Origin of the sequence: Paenibacillus sp. FSL R5-0470 (genome assembly GCF_037975205.1) — a bacterium.
Classification (GTDB): Bacteria; Bacillota; Bacilli; order Paenibacillales; family Paenibacillaceae; genus Paenibacillus_AQ.
Map to the genome: position 1 here is coordinate 841,955 of NZ_CP150238.1, position 18,676 is coordinate 860,630.

The window sequence follows — 18,676 nt, forward strand, 5'->3', positions numbered from 1 at the left end:
TGAGTTTGCAGTCTATCTTAATACTAATTTAGGAGTTGCAATACAGCTTGAGGATTCTGATTTGCTTGTGCCAGCATCGCTTGGGCAGCTTGAGTTAATATGTTGGTTTTTGTGAAATTCATCATTTCTTTAGCTATGTCCGCATCACGGATACGTGATTCTGCCGAAGCTAGGTTCTCTGCAGAGTTTTTCACATTGTTCAATGTGTGCTCCATACGGTTTTGTAATGCACCATACATCCCTCTATAGTTTATTACTTTTCCTATGGCTTTATCTATTTGAGCTAATGTCTTATCAGGTATACCGGGCGGCAATATTCCCATATTTGCAATGCCCAATCCTTGAGAGGTTACATTGAACAGGGGGATGATGATTGTTTGATTATGGTTAGCCCCTGCTTGAATATCGAGACTTGGTGGAACATAGTCAATATCCTTTATATCCGTTTTCACTGTTGTTTCAAAATGCTTAGTTTCTACTAGTTCATGTGTTAGTTCAAATACATCAAGATTTAATGAAAACGGACCATAATTGAAGCCCAATGTTACACTCGTACCAGAGGGGATAGTGAGTTGCCAATCAAAATTTATTTGTGGTTGACCTGCTGCCGGATTATTAATCGTAAGCTCTGAAGGTGCCAGAAATCCAAGCAAATCATCAAATTTTAAGCCAGCGTTGGCATCTGATCCCGTTAGGTTAAATGAACTTCCTGAAGGTGGATTTATTATGGTATTTCCGGTAGCTAACGGATTTCCTCCTGCATCAGTGATAACTGAATTAATTGGAGGGGCGATTATATTATCTAGTTTGATATTGGCATCGGTTGGATCCATATTATTAATTACATATTTGATTTCCATGGAGTTATCAGCCAGTACAGTCCTATGTCTCATAATTGATAGGTTTGTGCCGGGGAACCACATATGATCCCAGGCAGGATCTGATCCTGAACCACTGCGAGATGTATACTCGATGGGTATTAAACTTCCATTAACTTCAATATTTTCGAGCATTGAACCGTATACATCGCCAAGATCTTTGGGGCCAAAACTGGTTTTATTCATTCCAACAGAGAACCAGTAGGCAGGTGTAGCATATTGTGGATCGTTTGATGCTGTTAACGTTTCATAAACAGTATTATTTGTGTCCGTCTTAGTTGTTGTTTGAATATCAATATTATATTCATTATAGCCTGCTCTTCCATCTGGAGAGGCGATTGGAGAAATATTATTGGTATTTGAATATGTATTGGTCGTTACTGATGTATCTGAACTACTAATTACATGTCTTGTTTCTGCTGATGTTCCTTGAGGTTTGTAGACTATACTGTTAGTTACTCTAGTAGTTGGTGGCGGGTCACTGATAGTATAGGCTGTATTACTGCTCGATCGATCAGCAAGTATCGTATAATCATCTCTAGCCAACAAGTTAATTGAATTAAATTCTGTTCTCCTTGAAAGGCTGTCTATTTCTTGGGTAAGTTGTTGTATTTCAGCCTCAATCTGTTGCCTGTCGTTATCCGTATTCGTATCATTTAGACCCTGAATAATCAATTCCCTTTGTCTTTGTAATATATCATTTATCTCTTGTAGGCCGCCCTCTGCTGTTTGAAGGAGTGAAGCGCCGTCCTGTATATTTCTGGATGCCTGATCCAGTCCTCTAATTTGTCCCCTCATTTTTTCAGATATTGACAATCCTGCAGCATCATCAGAAGCTTTATTGATGCGTAAGCCTGATGATAGATTTTCCATACTACTAGAACCAGCTTTAGCATTTTTCCGTAACAAGTTATTTGCATTTAGAGCAGACAAATTGTGCATTATTATCATAATTGATACCTCTAAGAGAAATAATGTGAATTCCCATACATATTATCACAATAATAGATATTGCGTCCATGAATGCATTAAAGCAGCTTTGCAGAATGAATCGGCTTATTTTTTTTGGGTTTTTTTAAATCCTTACTATTTTGAAAAGTTTTATTTATATGAAGACCCGGGTTAGCCATTCCGAAATTAGATCATGCTATATCTTGTAGCCAACTATGTTAAACCAAATGGGTCAAAATAGAATAAACAACTAGAGGAGGCTTATATATTGGATTGGCAGGATTTAATATTTAAGTTTGTTGGTGGACTTGGGATTTTTCTTTTTGGTATTAAATACATGTCAGATGGGCTTCAGAAATCCGTGGGGATAAAATGCGTGGCCTGCTCGAGAGGTATACATCTAACCCGATTTTGGGTGTTCTTGTCGGGATTAGCGTAACTGTATTGATACAATCTTCAACGGGGACAACGGTTTTGGCGATTGGGCTTGTAAATGTGGGCCTTATGACTTTGCGACAAGCCATTGGTGTGGTTATGGGCGCAAATATAGGAACAACAATGACAGCATTTATTGTAGGGATCAAGCGAATTGGTGATCATTGTAAGAATATTGCACAGTTCGTTTTGCACGAATAATAAACAGCACCCTTAGAATAGACATTGGATAATCCCTATCCGATGAAACTCTAGGAGGTGTTTTTTTATTATGAAAAAAGGAAAGAGCATGCTCTCAAAGATGAACCTTATTAATGAGGTAGGTGCTCACGTTAATACAATCGATCAATTGTATAAATCTAGCATCCTTAATCGTAGAGGTAAGACAACGAATGGCGAATTATTCGCAGAAGTAATTGCTGAAGAATTGTTGAGATTGGATATAAAAAATCGGCTGAAAGAGATCAATGAAGTAGTAAGAGAGAGTGGGTATCGTGTGATCACGCATGACGGGGTTGTTACTACCGGGCACAAGGAAGAGGATTCTAATCGAAAAGAAGAGAGAGTTGCTATTCAATTATTTAACTTAAGTCAAAGTGGAAAAATATTTAATGGTATTGGAAGGATTATGGACTATCAAGTCCCTTTGAAAAATAGTAGTGCGGATAAGGGACTAGGTAAGATTGATTTAATTTCTTTGGTGGATGATTGTATGGTTCTGATCGAATTTAAAATTAATGAAAATAGAGAAACCCTCTTAAGATGTGTGCTTGAAATCGCTACATATTATCAGGTGCTGTCAAAGTCCAAGTTTTTGAATAGTTATTCGAATGAATTTGGATCACCTAAACGCATAAAGAAAGCGGTTTTGATCGTTATAGATTCCTTACAATATAAGGAAATATTGGAACTTCGTAATGGGGAAAGAAAGCACTTGGAAAAGCTTATGGATGCGCTGGAAGTCCAAGTGTTTTGTATGGATCCTGTAAGCTTCGAAGTACAGACTCTATAAAAATATGTTCACAATATCCCTCGCAATTATGAATATAACTAAACTCTCCCTTGCTGAGCATAGCCTGCCTCATCCATTATTTAACTAAGAAATGATTTGCAGCGCCATAAAAGATTGGAGACGATGTGTATTCATGAGGGACTTTGTAATCCGAAATCCAAAGGATGAAGATGCGGAGCAAATTGAAAGCATGGACTTTGTTCTAAAAATGCTATATCTGTACCATGGAGATCTGGATAAGCGAAATATGTTCTGTGCAGTGAGTGGCGACGGAGAGGTTCTGGCCGTTGCTCATCTGATGGAGCATGATACTTTTCATGCGGTTGGACATGATAAAGACCCAAACTTCAAACGATATCTTAATTACGAAATTATATTTGCAGAGAACGCCGAGGATGAAGGTATCAAAGCTGCACTGATTGAAGCATTGATCGGACGATCTAGAGAAATTAAAGCTGGGTATCAAGAGAAGCGCATTATCATGGCTCAATATCTCGACACAGATGATCTCGAAGAGTTGAGCTTCTGTCTAGCGCGTGGATTTACGATTTGCGATACGATTGTCGTATATAAATATGACTTGAGTAGGGAGATTCCTAAGTATCCTTTACCAGAAGGGGTTCTGGTGAAGCCAACTGCACTGAACAATAGTGAAGCTCAGGAAACATATCGTCATGCTGAACTCGCAGCCTTTGACGGTGTGGCGTGGAGTCTGAACCATTTGGGATGGATGCAGGGATCTCCCGAAATCGTTAATTTCTGCGCGTTTCATGGCGATCAATTGATCGGCAACACCTCAACCTGGAGAATCACCGACGAGAGAAGTGCAACGGAGAATGTATTCGTCATTCCTGAATGGCAGAAAAAAGGTGTTGCCCGTAACATCATCTGCACCGCACTGAATTATCTAAAGCAGCAGGGCAAAACAATCGCTACTTTGGGCACGCATGGAGATAATAGGAAAGCTATTAGGCTATATACTCAGATCGGTTATGAGTTGTGCGGTTCAAGATTTACCGTTGGCTATGAAATCGATTAATAAGCATTTACTAGACGACTTCGGTCGTCTTTTTTATTTACAAGGACTACTGATCTTCTTTATTGAATTATTACTAATAAGGTATTATTTTCAAAATAATATGTTTATTTAAAAAGGGAGTTTAGAGGAATGATTAGAATCTGTATTTGTGATGACGAGCAATTACATAGTTCCAAATTAGAGAAGATTATTATGGATAGTGCAGGTTTGTATCAAAACATAGAGTTCGATATTGACATTTATGAGTCCGGAAAATCATTATTGAAAGCTTTAAATGCCAGAAACGAAGAGTACCAAATATTATTCTTAGATATTGAAATGGGGATTTTAAATGGAATCGAGGTCGCTAGGGAAATTAGAAAAATAGATAAAAATATGATTATCATTTACGTTACCAGCTATGACAATTACACCATGGAAAGCTTTGAAGTTTCACCTTTTCGATACATACTTAAACCTATTCAAGACGAACATATAAGCAAAATATTACTCCACGCCATTGATGAGGTTAGAAGGAATAACCAGTACTTATTCTTCAAAACTCAAAATCTTAACTATCAAATCAAAAGTGAGACGATTCTATCCATTTCATCTGAGAAAGGTAGGATTATACATGTTGTAACCGTTGATGACGAGTTTTCATTTTATGGCACGATAAAAGAGATTGAAGAAATGCTTGATCCCTTGTCCTTTATAAAAGTAAATCAAGGCACCATTTTAAATCTAAATTATGTACATATTGTTTCGGGAACCGATATTATTCTCACCAATAAAGAAAATTTCGCAATTAGTAGAGGTCAGAGAAAGGTAGTTAAAGATGCTTATAACAACTTCATAAAAAGGAGGATTGGCTATTGAGAAATATTGAGGTTATTAGCATTGCAGTTCTAGCTATTCTCTATACGCTTGTTCAGGTAACATCGATCTCTATTTATTTCAATGGATTTCTTAACCTCAGAATTTCAAAGCATAAATTTTATTCCTTAACATTTCTCGCTATGGGAGTAATAAAATTATTGTCTAGTGATACAAACTCTATGGTTAAGTTGTTTTTATTTGTTGTTCTTTTGAGTATCTGTATACTGTATTCGTTCTACGGATCAATGGCTCAAAGGATCTACCACATTATCTTTTTTACGCTGATCACTACACTTGCAGACTTGGCGTTGTCTATTATTACATATAATTATGATCAAAAATTTGAAGGTCAGTTATTCATTATGCTAGTCGTATATTTTAGTGCAAACTTTTTATCGTTGTTAATTGTGATGTTGTCGGCAAAGCTGTTACTCTATTTTAGATCTGATAATGAGATCGGATTAAGTAATAAGGAATGTTTGTTATTAAGTATAGTGCCTTGTCTATCCTTATTGAGTATATATTGGATTTTTCAGTATAAAGATATCAATCAATTCGTTCCATGTGTTTTTTTGTTAATTGTGAATGTGTGCATTATGCTGATTTACAATAGTTTAGAAGGGAAAAATTTTCTTATACATAAGTACTCCATAATGGAGACACAAAATAAATATTACGAAGAGAGCTTAGAGAATCAAAGGGAAATGTCTAAGCTAAAACATGATCTGAAAAATATTTTATTAAATATAGCCTATGGATTGGAGAGGGATAGAACAGACGAGGTAAAAGAGGAGCTACAGGAGTTATTGAAAACCAATGTATTCTCATATAGATTATTAACCGGGTGTATACCCATCGATGCCATTCTTCATAGTAAGCTAGAACAAACCAAGAAGTATAATATAGAATGCACTTTAGACCTCCAAGTTCCTCATGATTTATTTATAGAACATACCATTGATCTAGCGGCCATTTTAGGGAATCTTTTAGATAATGCAGTAGAAGCAGTGCTTAGATTAACAGAAGAAATAAAAAAGGAAATTGAAATCAAAATAAAATTTAGTGAGGATAAATTATTCATAATCATTGTAAATTCGTCGAATCATGTGAATGTGGATTTCTCCTATGGGCGATTAATTTCTGAAAAAGGGAAAAATAGGTACGGCATTGGAATCAGCAGCATCAATGAACGAGTCAAAAAGTTAAAAGGATACTCAGACTTTTCGTACGATGAGGGCTATTTTAATTCAATCGTAGTTCTACCAATTCCGTAAGACAACAAAAAGGCGACTTTCCATTCAAAAATCGAATGAGAAATCGCCTTTTTATTTTGCAGATTACAACGAGTATTGTGCGGATTACAACGAGCATCAAAAAACAAAAAAATATTGGTTTATGATTTCAATGTAGGTTATCAAGGGCATGATTATTCCGAAGTACAAAAGAAAAGTGAAATAGGGGGGAGCAAAGAGTCGCCATTGTGCGGCTTTCATTATGCAAACTGTATCCATTTCTTTTTTGGAACATGTGAATTCTAAATCAAATAGGAAAGGAGGAAGAATGTTATGATTCCATTAGTTATATTAGTGGTTGTATTTGCTTTATTGACTATAACGCTATCATGTCTATGGCTCTACAACGATTGTTTGTATCGAGGAATAAATCCTTGGATTTGGGTATTCTTAATGATTGCGACCACTCCCATATTGGGATTCATTTTATATTCTCTTATTGGAAAAAGAGGAATATCAATTACAGGTAAGCCAAGGAAGAATAAGTATATAGGATCTGCAGTATTTATTACCATACTTTTGCTTATCTTTTCTAGTATCGGATTAGCATTTTATTCAGTGACATAGGTAGAGAAGTTAGATTCAAGCTGACAGTGCTCTGTAGAGTTTCTACAGGGCTTTTTATTATTGTATAGTTCATTTCAATATTTTACCGCCTATGCTAATATATCTACGATCATAAAAGGAATAATTTAGAAGAGTAGGTGGGTTTCATGGAAATCGGTGCTATAACTTTGATTGTAAAAGACATGGAAAAGATGGCCACATTCTATCGGGACGTCATGAATATGGCTATAGAATGGGATGGTGGCGTATTTACCGGGGTTCAGCTAAAGAGTGGTGTATTTTTTAATTTGTGTCAGCGGGATGCGCTGAGTATTTCAGGACTAGGTTATCCCAATGGGTTGAATGGGACAATGGAAGTCTCATTTGGCGTTCTCTCACCTGAAGAGGTCGACAAGGAATTTGAGCGTCTGGTGAAGGCAGGTGCAACTCCTATAAAAGAACCTATTTCACAGCCCTATGGGTTGCGTGAAGCTGTTGTGGTTGACCCAGAAGGCAATTTGCTTGAGATCGTAGCTGGCATTCCACAAGAATAACTGGATATATACAATCACCCGAAAGGAAGAATTGCTCTTGAGAACCCCTATAACTAATGTAAACTGGCTTGAACACCATGAAATCATGGATGAGCTACTCTATCATGAAGCCAGCTTAACCACGCATCCGATGGATGATGGCTTTGAAGCAGAGGTTCTAAAGATCAATCTAGATCAGGAAAGCTATGTCTTGAAAACATGGAGTAAGAGCTCCAAACCAGATGTTCAGTTTCAATACCGTTTATTAGATGTCCTGTCCGAACGAGGGGTAGCCGTCTCTAAACCAGTGGGTTGGGGAATCAATCCGGACGGAAATAAGGTGTTGTTAACAAGCTTTGACGGAACGCCAATTCATAAAGTGAATAATAAGACAATGAAGGAGCTCGCGAGCATTTTAGCCAGAATTCATCAAATAGATATCGCTGAGCTGGAACATATACAACTACCTAAGTACGATTTCATCGACTACTTTTTTCCTGAAGTGAGAGAGCATACAGACCTTAATCAAGCTCTGATTTCTCTAGTGGAGCAAACGCCTATGAGACAAGATCGTATCATTCATGGAGATTTTCATTTAGGAAATATAGTAGAGGAACAACAGCGATTTACCGTCATCGATTGGACGAACGGCCAGTTGGGAGATCCTAGATATGATTTTGCATGGTCATTTATTCTGCTGAAAATCCACATCTCTGAGCGTTACGCTGATATGTTCCGTTCTGCTTATCTATTGGAGAATTTTATGAAACAGGAAGAGCTTGAGGTGTTCGAAGCTTGGGCTTGTCTAAGATGGATCTTACTGAATAGACGGGGCAGTACACCTAAAGGACCTAATGTATCGAAGAGGGTAAAGAGCATACTAGGAAGTAATCGATTCCTGAAAGATTTGGATTTCCAAGGGTTTAAATGAACTTCATCTTAAAAAAAATTACAATACAGACCGCAACCCTTTGCGAGGGAGGTGGTCTATTTACGTTTATTCGCTGCTTTCAATCAATATTCAGTTTGGGTGTTTATAATGCTTTTTATGAATCGGGGGATGTGCTTGTATAGACTTCGACTGTGAAAAGGAGGTTTTCCATGGTAAGGGCAATTCAAAAAACATTGTATCTCATACTGGCATGCTTCATAGGACTGTTTATCGCTTCCTCCTTTTTTATCCGGGCGAAATATAATTATTTCGTATATGGGGACACGCCAGTTTTGGAGAAGCAACAGCTCGGCCTTTTTATTCTAGGGATTGTGGTGGTGCTGGCGTTAAGCGTTATTTTGTATAAAATATGCCTGAAGCTTAATCAGTACAGTTTGAAAATCGTCATTCCAGCCATATTGCTATGTTCTTTTGCCATTCAGATCGTGATCATTTTTCTATTTCCTCGCTTGCCGACGGATGATTCGCAGACGGTGCTTTCACTGGCACTCGATATGCTGTACAGAAATGATTATTCATCTTTTGACACGACAGGTTATCTGCATATGTTCCCGTTTAACTTCTCGATTGTTGTGTACTTAAAGACGTTGCTACAGTTATTTCCGGATAATTACTTGGTGATCAAAGTATTCAATATTCTATTTACACTCTTAACCTCGTTAATGATTTACCTGCTGTATAAAGAGCTCAAGGGTAAGTCTGAGGATCATGATTATGGCATTCTCGTGTTTGCCGCTACCTATATCCCTTCTTTGTTTATGAGTAATTTAATTTATAATGATGTGATTGCTACCGCCTTTTTGACAAGTGCTTTATATTTTGCTGTGAAATTTATAAAAAGAAAGTCTATAAAGGATATTGTTTTCGCAGCCATCTTCCTGGCAGTCGGGAACTATTTCCGAAGTATCGGTGTTATTTTTCTGATTGCTGTGGTAGTCAGTCTTTTGTTCAACATGCGTGCGATCGGGGTAAAAAAAGCTCTGAGCGCGTTGTTTATTACGGCTTTATTGTTTAATGTTCCAAGCTGGAAGCAAAATGCTTTGCTGCAGGCGACGAATGTCGTAGATGAACCGATTAACGAAAATTCCGCACCGGTCTATATGTGGCTGAATATGGGGATCAATCTGGAGACGTTTGGATTCTGGGATAACTGGCAGAGCTATACGATCTATCAGCAGGATGCCAATTATAATAAGGCAGAAAGTACGCAGCTATTTAAAGAGGAAATCAGCCATAGACTCTCCGAGGCGAGCCTAAGCGACGTAGTGAAAATGTATTATAAAAAAATCGTTTGGACCTGGACAGAAGGAACATACCAGATGGAACGATATGGACTTGGGAATGATGGATCATCCAGTAACGGTGGAAGAATGGGATTTGTCATGGACCGTTATAGCTACACTAATGCTGCTACGGATCTATTTAAGGGGGATTCGAGCTACCGAAGCGGGCTGCTGTGGTCGCTGTATGTCCTGAATTTTCTGATGTATGTTTTTATACTCTTTCGCTTAATCGGTGGAATAAGAGCCAAAAGATTTGAAGAGACCTCTTTGATTCTTGTGGTGCTGGGCTTTATCGGATTCTATCTACTATGGGAGATTAAGTCTCGATATATTTACCCGGTATATCCGCTGCTGATCGTGTTATCCTACATGGGTTTTAAAGATGTATATGATTATATGTTAAAAAGATATTTTCCACGTTGACCATGTTTGCTCGGAAAGAGGGGGTTCAAAGATGCGGATCAAGCGATATCTCACTTTGCTCATAGTAGTGCTTAGTTGTTCCATGGTGCTCGCCTCCTGTGACACCATCACCGCTCAGAAGATATCAAGTACAGATTCTGGTTCAAGGGCGAACGGGGGACAGGGCTTTAACGGTGGTCGGGGTAAAGATGGAGGGAGCTCTCCCGGCATGAATGGTGGGACAAGAAGAAACGGCAGCCAAGGTACAGATGGAGGAGTTAGCGGGCAAAGTGGGCGACAGTGAACAAATTTCATGAACTTGCCCCAAGCCTACGAAGATTAAGTGTGATAGGATAAGATTACATTTAAATTCCCCGCGGGGGTAAGAAAAGAGAAAAGGGAGCAACATGAGAATCATTATATCGCCTGCCAAGAAGATGAAGATGGATACGGATTTTATGGATTGCCGCCAGATGCCGCAATTCATAAGCGAGTCGCAGACTCTTCTGGCCTTATTACAAAAGTTGAATTATGAAGAAGCTAAATCGCTATGGAAATGCAATGATGCCATCGCCACGCTGAATGTGGAGCGAATTCGGGATATGGATGTAACACGGAATCTTACACCCGCTATCTTTTCTTATGAGGGTATCCAGTACCAGTACATGGCACCTGGGGTACTTCAAATGGAGGAGCTGGAATATCTTCAGCAGCATTTACGGATATTGTCCGGATTCTATGGAATCGTCCGGCCGTTTGACGGCGTTGTTCCGTACAGGCTGGAGATGCAGGCTAAGCTTAGCGGACCAGGTTTCAAGTCTATCTATGAGTTCTGGAACAGGAAGCTGGCAGATCAGCTATTTTCGGAGACTGATATCATTCTGAATCTGGCCTCTAAGGAATACAGCAAGTGCATCTCCCCGTATGTTGGCGGAAACGTTCGAATGATTAGCTGTGTATTCGGGCAGGAAATCGGCGGTAAGATCGTTGAGAGAGCGACTTTGGTTAAGATGGCCAGAGGTGAAATGGTGCGTTTCATGGCTGAGCGGCAAATCACCTGTGTGGAGGATATCAAAGGCTTCGACGGGTTTGATTTCAGCTTTGCTGATGAGCTGTCGGATGAGAGTACGTATGTGTTTATACAAAAAAAGAATGAATAGAGTAAGTAGTACTATGGGTAATCTTGGAGGTGGCTCTACAACCAGCTTCAGGGTTACCTTTATTTTTGGTCAACGAAAACAGATGGCAAATTCTAGTTTTTTAAAGGGGATAGATTGCAGTATAGAGAATAAAGTTCGGATGGAATAAGAACAGGTGAAAGAGGAGGGCTTATGATTTTTAAAAGAGATCCATTGGACAAACAGAGCTTACTTAAAGAATTGGATTCACTAGGCTATTCCGACAGAGTCAAAAAAGTAGCGATATTAGGCCGTGATCATCTTGGATCTGTCCAGTACTCCCAATTACTAGCCTCCTTGCTGGAGGATGGCGTTTATGAAGCACGACTTGCCTTAATCGGTGCCATTGCAACACATGATGCCCCTATTATTCTGTCAGCCCTGCGGCATCCTATGGCAAGTATCAGAAATACGGCTGCGGGGCTTTTGGCAAAGGTGGCTTCAGATGCTGATATTGAACATGAGCTCCCCCATTTATCATATGATTGCCGCCGTAAGCTGCTGCACAGTATTTCACAGATTAACCGTCAGGAATTGGCGGAACGCTTATTGCCTATGGTGTACGCCCGGTGGGGGGCGGAGGAAGCCGCGATTATATTGCAGGCCTGTTATTCGGCAACGGTAAGTAAATGGCTAGCTGATATCGGATATGCCATAAAAGACTGGAAGAAACTAGCCAGCAGGCATCTTGACGTAGTAGCGGAATACTTTGAAACAACGCTGGGAAGCACACCGCCCAGGGAAAAAGGATATGTCTGGTGGAGGTTCTCATCAGCTATGGAGATTCTATGCAATCTGAAGGTAGATCTGGTACTTGCGTGTGCGATGAATCATGGATCCGAGGGTGTCATACATCCTGCGTTAAAGGAACAACTTGGCACGCTAGTACGCCAAAATCCGAATATAGTGTATCAGCTGCTGACACGAACGGAGTCGCGGAGCGATCTGATTTCTTATGGTGTGCCTGAAGGGGTTCTAAAAAGAAAAAAATATTTATCCATGGAGCAATGGATTGAGATAGCGAAATTACTCGCAGATCACCCGATGCATTTAGCGAAGTTGCTGCATAATATTGCACCCTCTAACCGCAAGGTCATTTTCGATGCTGTGTATGAAGAAGATAAACGCCAAGAACGTGTTTTTCCGGAAAGATTACTTTATGTATTACCGCATGCCTTGCGTGACAAGGAAGCCACCCGGATGCTTGGCCTTCGTGAAATCAATGATGACCGGGAGAGAACAATCAGACTCACCGCTTGCCGTTCTATTCTTCATTCAAGAGCGGGGCTTGAACAAGCAACAAAGGTATCCAGTTCAGAAGAACGTTCCACGGCGCTTATGCAACTGATCAGAAGTACGGTTCTGTCGAGACAGGGTATGCATGAGACTTTGGTATTTTTGGGCCGGATTAGAAATGAGCAAGATCCTGTTCGAGGTTTTGTGTTTAAGGAGCTTTCAGAAAGTCCTGCATCTGTGTTCACCGATGCCCATGTACAAGAACTTACTATGCTTGTTGATAGTGTTATAGATGCCAGAGATACTTCATATGGTACGAAGTTTTCCGTTCAACAACTGGCATTTGCTATTCTCCGGCATAACGCATTAAATCCTCACAGTGAGTTGTTCAAGTTCTCTTTAAATACGATCCGGAAACTGGCCCAGCAGAACGGACAGCTTTCACTTCCATCGCTGGAGAAGAATTTACCACAGGGAGTAGAAGAGGTCATCTTTGATGAAATCTATACATTAGCTGTACAGGGCAACAAAAGAGAAGACTACAATCTGGTGCTTAGCCTGGCTAGCTCATTTGGTAAAAGAGGTTACGGTATCATAAAACTTCAGAATCTGTTAAAGGAAGCAACGAGGGCAAAGGCAGATTCTACAGCCATACTAGCGGCCAGATACTGGCTTGCGCCTCGTTCAACACGTGATGCCAGAGTTAAGGAATTATTAGCTTTAGATAAATCGTATCTTACGATCCATGAAGTATTCCAGCATCTGCATCTGAAGCGTCAAGAATGGCTCGATCCTTTTATTTCAGGGGCTGTCATTAAGGGCAAGTTCCTATCAGGCAAAACTATCTATCTTGTGCCGGCCGCGGATGGATTCCACAGATGGCTGCCATGTCAGCAACAAGCATTAAGTGCCTTATTAGAAAAAATTGCATACGATGCCAAACGTAATCTTTGGGAGCGTGCAAGAGTTATTAAGATCATGGCAAGCATGCCTGATCTCGGTTCGGATAGGTTACTTGGGCTTATGCAGGATAAGGAAGTAACTGTAGTAGAAGCTGCACTTCATGCCTTTTCACTTATGGAAGAACCGGAGAAGGCACTTCCCATTCTGCTGGAGAATCTGGATGGGGACCGGGCACGTGTAGCCATGTACTCGATACCCAGATGCATCCGCAGGGTGAATCCGGTGTTACTGGTTACCATGCTGAAAGAGCTTCTGAATCGGGATAAGCTGAAGATCACTGTCAGAAAAGAGGCCATCCGCTTACTGGGTGCTTATAGAAGCGATGACAGCATTCCGCTATTGATGAACGAGTTCGAGAAACCAAATGCACACAAGGATGTAATCATTGCCATAGGGCATGCTGCAAAACAGCTTTTAGATGATGAGCGCGCTTGGGAGATTTTAAGTGCAATGGCTGCTTCATCAGAAAGTGATATCGCAAGAAGCTTGTTATCCCAACAGCCTAATGATCTTCCGCTAGACTATAGACTTCGCTATTTAAAATTAATCATTGAAATCGGAAATCATCCGGATGGGTTTGTCGGCAAGTATGCTTTCAGTTCTATGATGCGGTGGACCAATGGAAATGAAGGCATTGTTGCAGCTGCCACCGCTCAGGCTATTATGGATTTGGAAGACAGCAACAGATGGGAATTTGCCATGAACACGCTAATACAAACCTGCCGCGATGGTAAGATCAATGAGGTTGTAATCGGCGTTTGTCAGAAATTAGCTAGTGCGGCGATAAGGGATGAATGGAATGCAACTACCAGTAGAGATTTGCCTCATCGGCAACGTCTCCTGAAACTCATCAACCAGCTGAACGCTTTGCCAACAATCACCCGGGTGCACCTTAAACCTTTGTATACGGGATTGATTGAGTGTCTAGCATCGGATGAGACTTTACAGCAAGTTGTGATGAAGCTGTATATAGCAGTAATAGACTGGAATAATGTGCAGGAATCCGCCGCTTATCTGAATCAGATGGTTAACTGTATTTCAAATCAGCCGCAGCTGTTGAGCGACGCCTACAAGCAGGTTGCTTATAATTTAAAAGACAGCACAGGCTACTGGAGTCCGGAGACCTTATTGGAAATTGTAGATGTGCTAGGGTCTGAGGGGAGTTACGAATCTCAGTATATTGGACTTTCGTTGCTTGAGGTTGCCGGAAGTGCTCTACTCTGGAGTCCAGAGCCTGCAGAGCGTTTGAGGGTGTACAGAAATCACACGAATATTGCGGTTCGCTCACTTGCGCTAAATATTTGGACGGTGATAGATTAGTTTTCATAGTTTTAATAAAATATAAACACCAAAAAAGCTCAGGCTACAATTCGGCCTGAGCTTTTTTGGTGTTTATTCAATTAAGCTTCCATCTTCTGCGCCGTATAAAGGCGGTGGTAAAGACCTTTTTGTGCGATAAGCTCATCATGTGAGCCGCTTTCTGCGATACCTTTGTTAGACACATACATAATGCGGTCGCAGTTTTTTACGGTGGACAGGCGGTGCGCGATAATGAATGAGGTACGTCCTTTAAGGAGCTCATTCAGACCTTTTTGCAGCAAACGCTCAGTCTTCGCATCGATCGATGAAGTGGCTTCATCTAATATGAGAATTCTCGGATCAGCCAAAAGCGTTCTTGCGAACGAGATGAGCTGCCGCTGTCCCTGAGACAGCTTGGAGCCACGCTCGTTGACCTCCGTCATGTAGCCTTGATCGAATTCACGGATGAATTCGTCGGCGCACACGGCTTTCGCCGCAGCAATCACTTCTTCCTCGGTGGCATCGAGTTTACCGTAACGAATATTGTCCAAGATCGTACCGGAGAAGATGAAGCTGTCCTGTAGCATAATCCCCATCTGGCTGCGCAGGGACTTCAGCGTAACCTGCGAGATATCCTGATCGTCGATAAGAATCTTACCGCTTGAAATATTATAGAAGCGCGAGATCAGATTGACGACCGTAGTTTTGCCTGCACCTGTTGGTCCCACTAGAGCGATGCTTTCTCCCGCTTTGATCTTAAAGGAGATATTCTCCAGAATATTGAGTCCTGGGTCATAGGCAAAGGTCACATCGTCGAAAGTGACATGGCCCTCTACAGGCCGCAGTGTCTTCGCATCCGGAATATCACTGACGGTAACGGGCTCATCCAGCGTCTCGAAGATACGCTCGAGATAGGCAACGGCGTTGATGAAGTTATTGTACAGGTTCGAAAGATTCAGAATAGGCTGCCAGAAGCGGGCAGCGTAGCTGCTCATCGCCAGAATGACGCCGAGGGTCATATCTTGTGGACTCAGTGTTAGTAGGCCTACAAGGAAAATCAATGATGTAACGATCGTAGACAAGTTGTCTACGGAGAACGGAATAAGTAAGTTGTAACGTTGAGCCTTCATCCATTCTGTACGGAAATTACCCGCGAGACGTGTGAAGATTCCTTCGTTGCGTTGTTCCCGGGAGAACATTTGCGTCACACCAATACCGCTGATACTTTCTTGCAAATAGGCGTTTAGGTTGGAGCTTTTATTGGATACTGCTTGCCAAGCCCGGCGTTGCCGAGTTTTGATCAGCATCATGATGACAAAGAATACTGGCAGCCCTGCAAGGATGACAAATGATAGACGCACATCAACAGCGAACATGAAGGCTGCGATAAAGAGCAAATTCACGATTTCCAGAATAAAGTTGATAATACCGTTGGATAACACATCTGAAACGGCGTTAACGTAGTTTACGACCCGGATGAGAATCTTGCCTTGCGGACGGTCGTCATAATACTTAAAGGGCAACTCTTGCAGATGCTTAAACAAATCTGTACGGATGTCAAAAATAATATCCTGCCCAACACTCGTCATGATACGTGAACGAATAGTAGCCAGATAAACACTGACCACAATGGTCAGAAGCATCAGTCCAGCCCAGCCCAGTAGCGCAAGCTTCGCTTTTGCCGGAATGGTCACGTCGATCACATGCTGCATGATCAGTGGAGCTGATAGTGAAATGGCCGCTGAAAGTGCACTGAGGATAAATGCAACAATCATTGGCGTTTTCTTTCGTTTGATGTATACCATCGCACGCCGGAAGTGTTTTATATTAAACGGCGATTCCAGATTCTCATCGACGTCGAATTTATTCCTTGCCACTTGCGGTCACCTGCCTTCCAATACCCTCGTTCTGCAGTTTAAACACATCGTAGTAGTAGCCTCGTTTCGCTAGCAGTTCGGCGTGGGTGCCTTCCTCAACCAGCTTCCCGTTATCCAGAATGAGAATACGGTCAGCCTGCGCGGTCGTAGATACACGCTGCGCGATAATAATCTTCGTGCAAGGATAATCCAGCTCGCGTAGACTTTTCTGAATATGCTCCTCCGTCTCAAGATCGACAGCAGAGGTCGTATCATCCAGAATGAGGATCGGACGGCGAACTGCCAAAGCACGTGCTAAAGCGATACGCTGTTTTTGACCTCCAGATAAGCCGACTCCTCGTTCTCCGACAACGGTATCATAACCTTCAGGCATTTTGGTAATGAAGTCGTGTGCGGCTGCGAGCTCGGCAAAGCTTATCGCATCTTCTTCCGGAAGATCAGGATCACCGTAGGCGATGTTTCCATCGATAGTATCAGAGAACAAGAGCACATCTTGGGTCGCCATGCCGATATTATCGCGCAGCTCATCGAGCTCCAGCTTTCGGACATCAACGCCGTCGACGAGTACACGTCCTTCGGCTACGTCATAGAAGCGTGGAATCAGGTTGATGATTGTTGTTTTGCCTGATCCGGTCGAGCCCATGATTGCTATGGTTTCACCAGGTTCCACGGTAAAGCTAACATCGTCAAGTACGATAGCGCTGTCATATTTGAAGCGAACATGATCGAACTCAATACGGCCTTCGTAACGGCGTTTGTCAGTAGACTTATGCTCGTTTACGATATTAGGCTTTGCGTAATAGATATCAATGATTTTGGACAAGCTCGCAAAAAAGCGCTGAATGTCGTTGATAATAATACCAATGTTGCGCATAGGGTTGGATATAGCCCAGATCAGTGAAGAGAAAGCTGTAAATTCACCGAAGGTGATCCGGCCGTTCATCAGGAACAAACCACCTGCCAGCATTAGAATGACGTTGAAGCCCTGAGCGAAGGATTCCAGAAAAGGAAAGTAATCAAGCCATACAAGGGCGGCCTTTTTGTTCGCTGTAGAGTAATTGACATTCTTCTCCGTAAATTTTTGAACTTCGAACTCTTCGCGGGCAAAAGCCTTAACCACACGGTTGCCTGAAATATTCTCCTGAGTAGTCGTGTTAAGCTGGGACAGCCGCTCACGCAGGTCAATATACATAGGACGGACGCGTTTAGCGAATATGTAAGCCACGATAAAAATGGGCGGTGACAGGATTAGCATCCACAGCGTTAGCTGAGCATCTATAGTGAAAAAATAGATAACAGCAGCAATGAAGATCGTTAGCGATTCAATGATCGTTTTGAAAATCCATGCCATCGAGTGCCGAACCATGTCCAGATCCCCGGTCATCTTGGTCATGAGATCACCGGTACGGTTACGGTCGTAATATTCTCTGTCCTGTCCTTGAATCTTGTTGTACAAAAAAATACGGATATTGTACATCATGTTTTGCGAGGATCTTTCGTACTGCATGGTTGTAATATAAGCAAGTCCTGTGCGCAGTAGAGAAAACCCAATCATGCCCAGACAGAGCATAATCAATAATTGCCGTTCTTGTGTAAGATTCTGCAGCGCATTGTCACCTGCTATAAACGTATCGACAATGCGCTGACTGATGTAAGGGTTTACAATCGTAAGACTTGAACCCACTACTGAGAGGCAGAGCGCTAGAATGTACCGTGTCCGGTTGCCCTCTAAGTTCTGCCATAGCCATTTCAGTTCGAACATCTGATCACCTGTTTCTGATTGTTCTTGTTCTTTCACTCTTGCCTGAAAAGAGTGAATAAAACAAAGTGATTATAACACTATCAATTGACTAAGTATCGTTTACGGTAAAATTTCCTTGTTACATTATTGTTACAAAAAAATGAACTTATTAATGATGTGAATTTATCCTTGAGTAATGAG

At 41.3% G+C, this 18,676-nt stretch carries 14 protein-coding genes and 1 pseudogene; 12 read left to right on the forward strand and 3 right to left on the reverse strand.

From position 1 onward, the window contains the following. Positions 1-23 precede the first annotated feature (23 nt). Complete coding sequence (locus MKY99_RS03690; protein WP_339268725.1) at positions 24-1,829, reverse strand: flagellin; 1,806 nt, start codon at positions 1,827-1,829, stop codon at positions 24-26. Between the two features lie 268 nt (positions 1,830-2,097). Between MKY99_RS03690 and MKY99_RS03695 the strand changes: the two are divergent. The 12 genes and pseudogenes from MKY99_RS03695 to MKY99_RS03750 all read left to right on the forward strand — a co-directional run. Further along, positions 2,098-2,414: pseudogene (locus MKY99_RS03695) on the forward strand (Na/Pi symporter); the annotation flags it as partial. Between the two features lie 121 nt (positions 2,415-2,535). Continuing rightward, a complete protein-coding gene (locus tag MKY99_RS03700; RefSeq protein WP_339268727.1) occupies positions 2,536-3,276 on the forward strand; it encodes a hypothetical protein in 741 nt (246 codons plus the stop codon). A gap of 133 nt (positions 3,277-3,409) precedes the next feature. Next, on the forward strand, positions 3,410-4,315 hold the full coding sequence (locus tag MKY99_RS03705; protein ID WP_339268729.1) for a GNAT family N-acetyltransferase: 906 nt from the start codon (positions 3,410-3,412) through the stop codon (positions 4,313-4,315). A 129-nt stretch (positions 4,316-4,444) separates the two neighbouring features. Continuing rightward, positions 4,445-5,173, forward strand: coding sequence for a LytTR family DNA-binding domain-containing protein (locus MKY99_RS03710; protein WP_339268731.1), 729 nt, complete (start codon positions 4,445-4,447; stop codon positions 5,171-5,173). A 653-nt stretch (positions 5,174-5,826) separates the two neighbouring features. Beyond that, positions 5,827-6,447 carry a GHKL domain-containing protein gene (locus MKY99_RS03715; protein WP_339268733.1) on the forward strand — a complete coding sequence of 207 codons (621 nt, stop codon included), beginning with the start codon at positions 5,827-5,829 and terminating at the stop codon, positions 6,445-6,447. Positions 6,448-6,738: 291 nt separating this feature from the next. Next, positions 6,739-7,032: a hypothetical protein gene (locus MKY99_RS03720; RefSeq protein ID WP_339268735.1), complete on the forward strand. Its 294-nt coding sequence runs from the start codon at positions 6,739-6,741 to the stop codon at positions 7,030-7,032. A gap of 146 nt (positions 7,033-7,178) precedes the next feature. Continuing rightward, positions 7,179-7,565, forward strand: a complete 387-nt coding sequence (locus MKY99_RS03725) for a VOC family protein (protein WP_339268737.1) — start codon at positions 7,179-7,181, stop codon at positions 7,563-7,565. 37 nt (positions 7,566-7,602) lie between these two features. After that, positions 7,603-8,475 carry an aminoglycoside phosphotransferase family protein gene (locus MKY99_RS03730; RefSeq protein WP_143759535.1) on the forward strand — a complete coding sequence of 291 codons (873 nt, stop codon included), beginning with the start codon at positions 7,603-7,605 and terminating at the stop codon, positions 8,473-8,475. Between the two features lie 170 nt (positions 8,476-8,645). Next, on the forward strand, positions 8,646-10,202 hold the full coding sequence (locus tag MKY99_RS03735) for a glycosyltransferase family 39 protein (protein ID WP_339268740.1): 1,557 nt from the start codon (positions 8,646-8,648) through the stop codon (positions 10,200-10,202). A gap of 31 nt (positions 10,203-10,233) precedes the next feature. After that, positions 10,234-10,485: a hypothetical protein gene (locus MKY99_RS03740; RefSeq protein WP_339268742.1), complete on the forward strand. Its 252-nt coding sequence runs from the start codon at positions 10,234-10,236 to the stop codon at positions 10,483-10,485. A gap of 103 nt (positions 10,486-10,588) precedes the next feature. Further along, positions 10,589-11,341 carry a peroxide stress protein YaaA gene (yaaA, locus tag MKY99_RS03745; protein ID WP_339268744.1) on the forward strand — a complete coding sequence of 251 codons (753 nt, stop codon included), beginning with the start codon at positions 10,589-10,591 and terminating at the stop codon, positions 11,339-11,341. Positions 11,342-11,512: 171 nt separating this feature from the next. Continuing rightward, complete coding sequence (locus tag MKY99_RS03750) at positions 11,513-14,878, forward strand: HEAT repeat domain-containing protein (protein ID WP_339268746.1); 3,366 nt, start codon at positions 11,513-11,515, stop codon at positions 14,876-14,878. An 80-nt stretch (positions 14,879-14,958) separates the two neighbouring features. On the opposite strand, the gene MKY99_RS03755 is transcribed toward MKY99_RS03750, so the two are convergent. Together MKY99_RS03755 and MKY99_RS03760 are read right to left on the reverse strand one after the other, a co-directional pair. Next, on the reverse strand, positions 14,959-16,734 hold the full coding sequence (locus MKY99_RS03755; RefSeq protein ID WP_042184891.1) for an ABC transporter ATP-binding protein: 1,776 nt from the start codon (positions 16,732-16,734) through the stop codon (positions 14,959-14,961). After that, positions 16,721-18,496, reverse strand: a complete 1,776-nt coding sequence (locus MKY99_RS03760) for an ABC transporter ATP-binding protein (protein WP_339268748.1) — start codon at positions 18,494-18,496, stop codon at positions 16,721-16,723. The genes MKY99_RS03755 and MKY99_RS03760 overlap by 14 nt, the downstream gene beginning before the upstream one ends. Positions 18,497-18,676: the final 180 nt, after the last annotated feature.

Bases quoted from the DNA above. Each gene is read 5' to 3' on its own strand.
- MKY99_RS03705 (WP_339268729.1), top strand. From the start codon at position 3,410: ATGAGGGACTTTGTAATCCGAAATCCAAAGGATGAAGATGCGGAGCAA.
- MKY99_RS03740 (WP_339268742.1), top strand. From the start codon at position 10,234: ATGCGGATCAAGCGATATCTCACTTTGCTCATAGTAGTGCTTAGTTGT.
- MKY99_RS03720 (WP_339268735.1), top strand. From the start codon at position 6,739: ATGATTCCATTAGTTATATTAGTGGTTGTATTTGCTTTATTGACTATA.
- MKY99_RS03735 (WP_339268740.1), top strand. From the start codon at position 8,646: ATGGTAAGGGCAATTCAAAAAACATTGTATCTCATACTGGCATGCTTC.
- MKY99_RS03750 (WP_339268746.1), top strand. From the start codon at position 11,513: ATGATTTTTAAAAGAGATCCATTGGACAAACAGAGCTTACTTAAAGAA.
- MKY99_RS03715 (WP_339268733.1), top strand. From the start codon at position 5,827: ATGGAGACACAAAATAAATATTACGAAGAGAGCTTAGAGAATCAAAGG.
- MKY99_RS03725 (WP_339268737.1), top strand. From the start codon at position 7,179: ATGGAAATCGGTGCTATAACTTTGATTGTAAAAGACATGGAAAAGATG.
- MKY99_RS03710 (WP_339268731.1), top strand. From the start codon at position 4,445: ATGATTAGAATCTGTATTTGTGATGACGAGCAATTACATAGTTCCAAA.
- MKY99_RS03690 (WP_339268725.1), bottom strand. From the start codon at position 1,829: ATGATAATAATGCACAATTTGTCTGCTCTAAATGCAAATAACTTGTTA.
- MKY99_RS03700 (WP_339268727.1), top strand. From the start codon at position 2,536: ATGAAAAAAGGAAAGAGCATGCTCTCAAAGATGAACCTTATTAATGAG.
- MKY99_RS03760 (WP_339268748.1), bottom strand. From the start codon at position 18,496: ATGTTCGAACTGAAATGGCTATGGCAGAACTTAGAGGGCAACCGGACA.
- yaaA (WP_339268744.1), top strand. From the start codon at position 10,589: ATGAGAATCATTATATCGCCTGCCAAGAAGATGAAGATGGATACGGAT.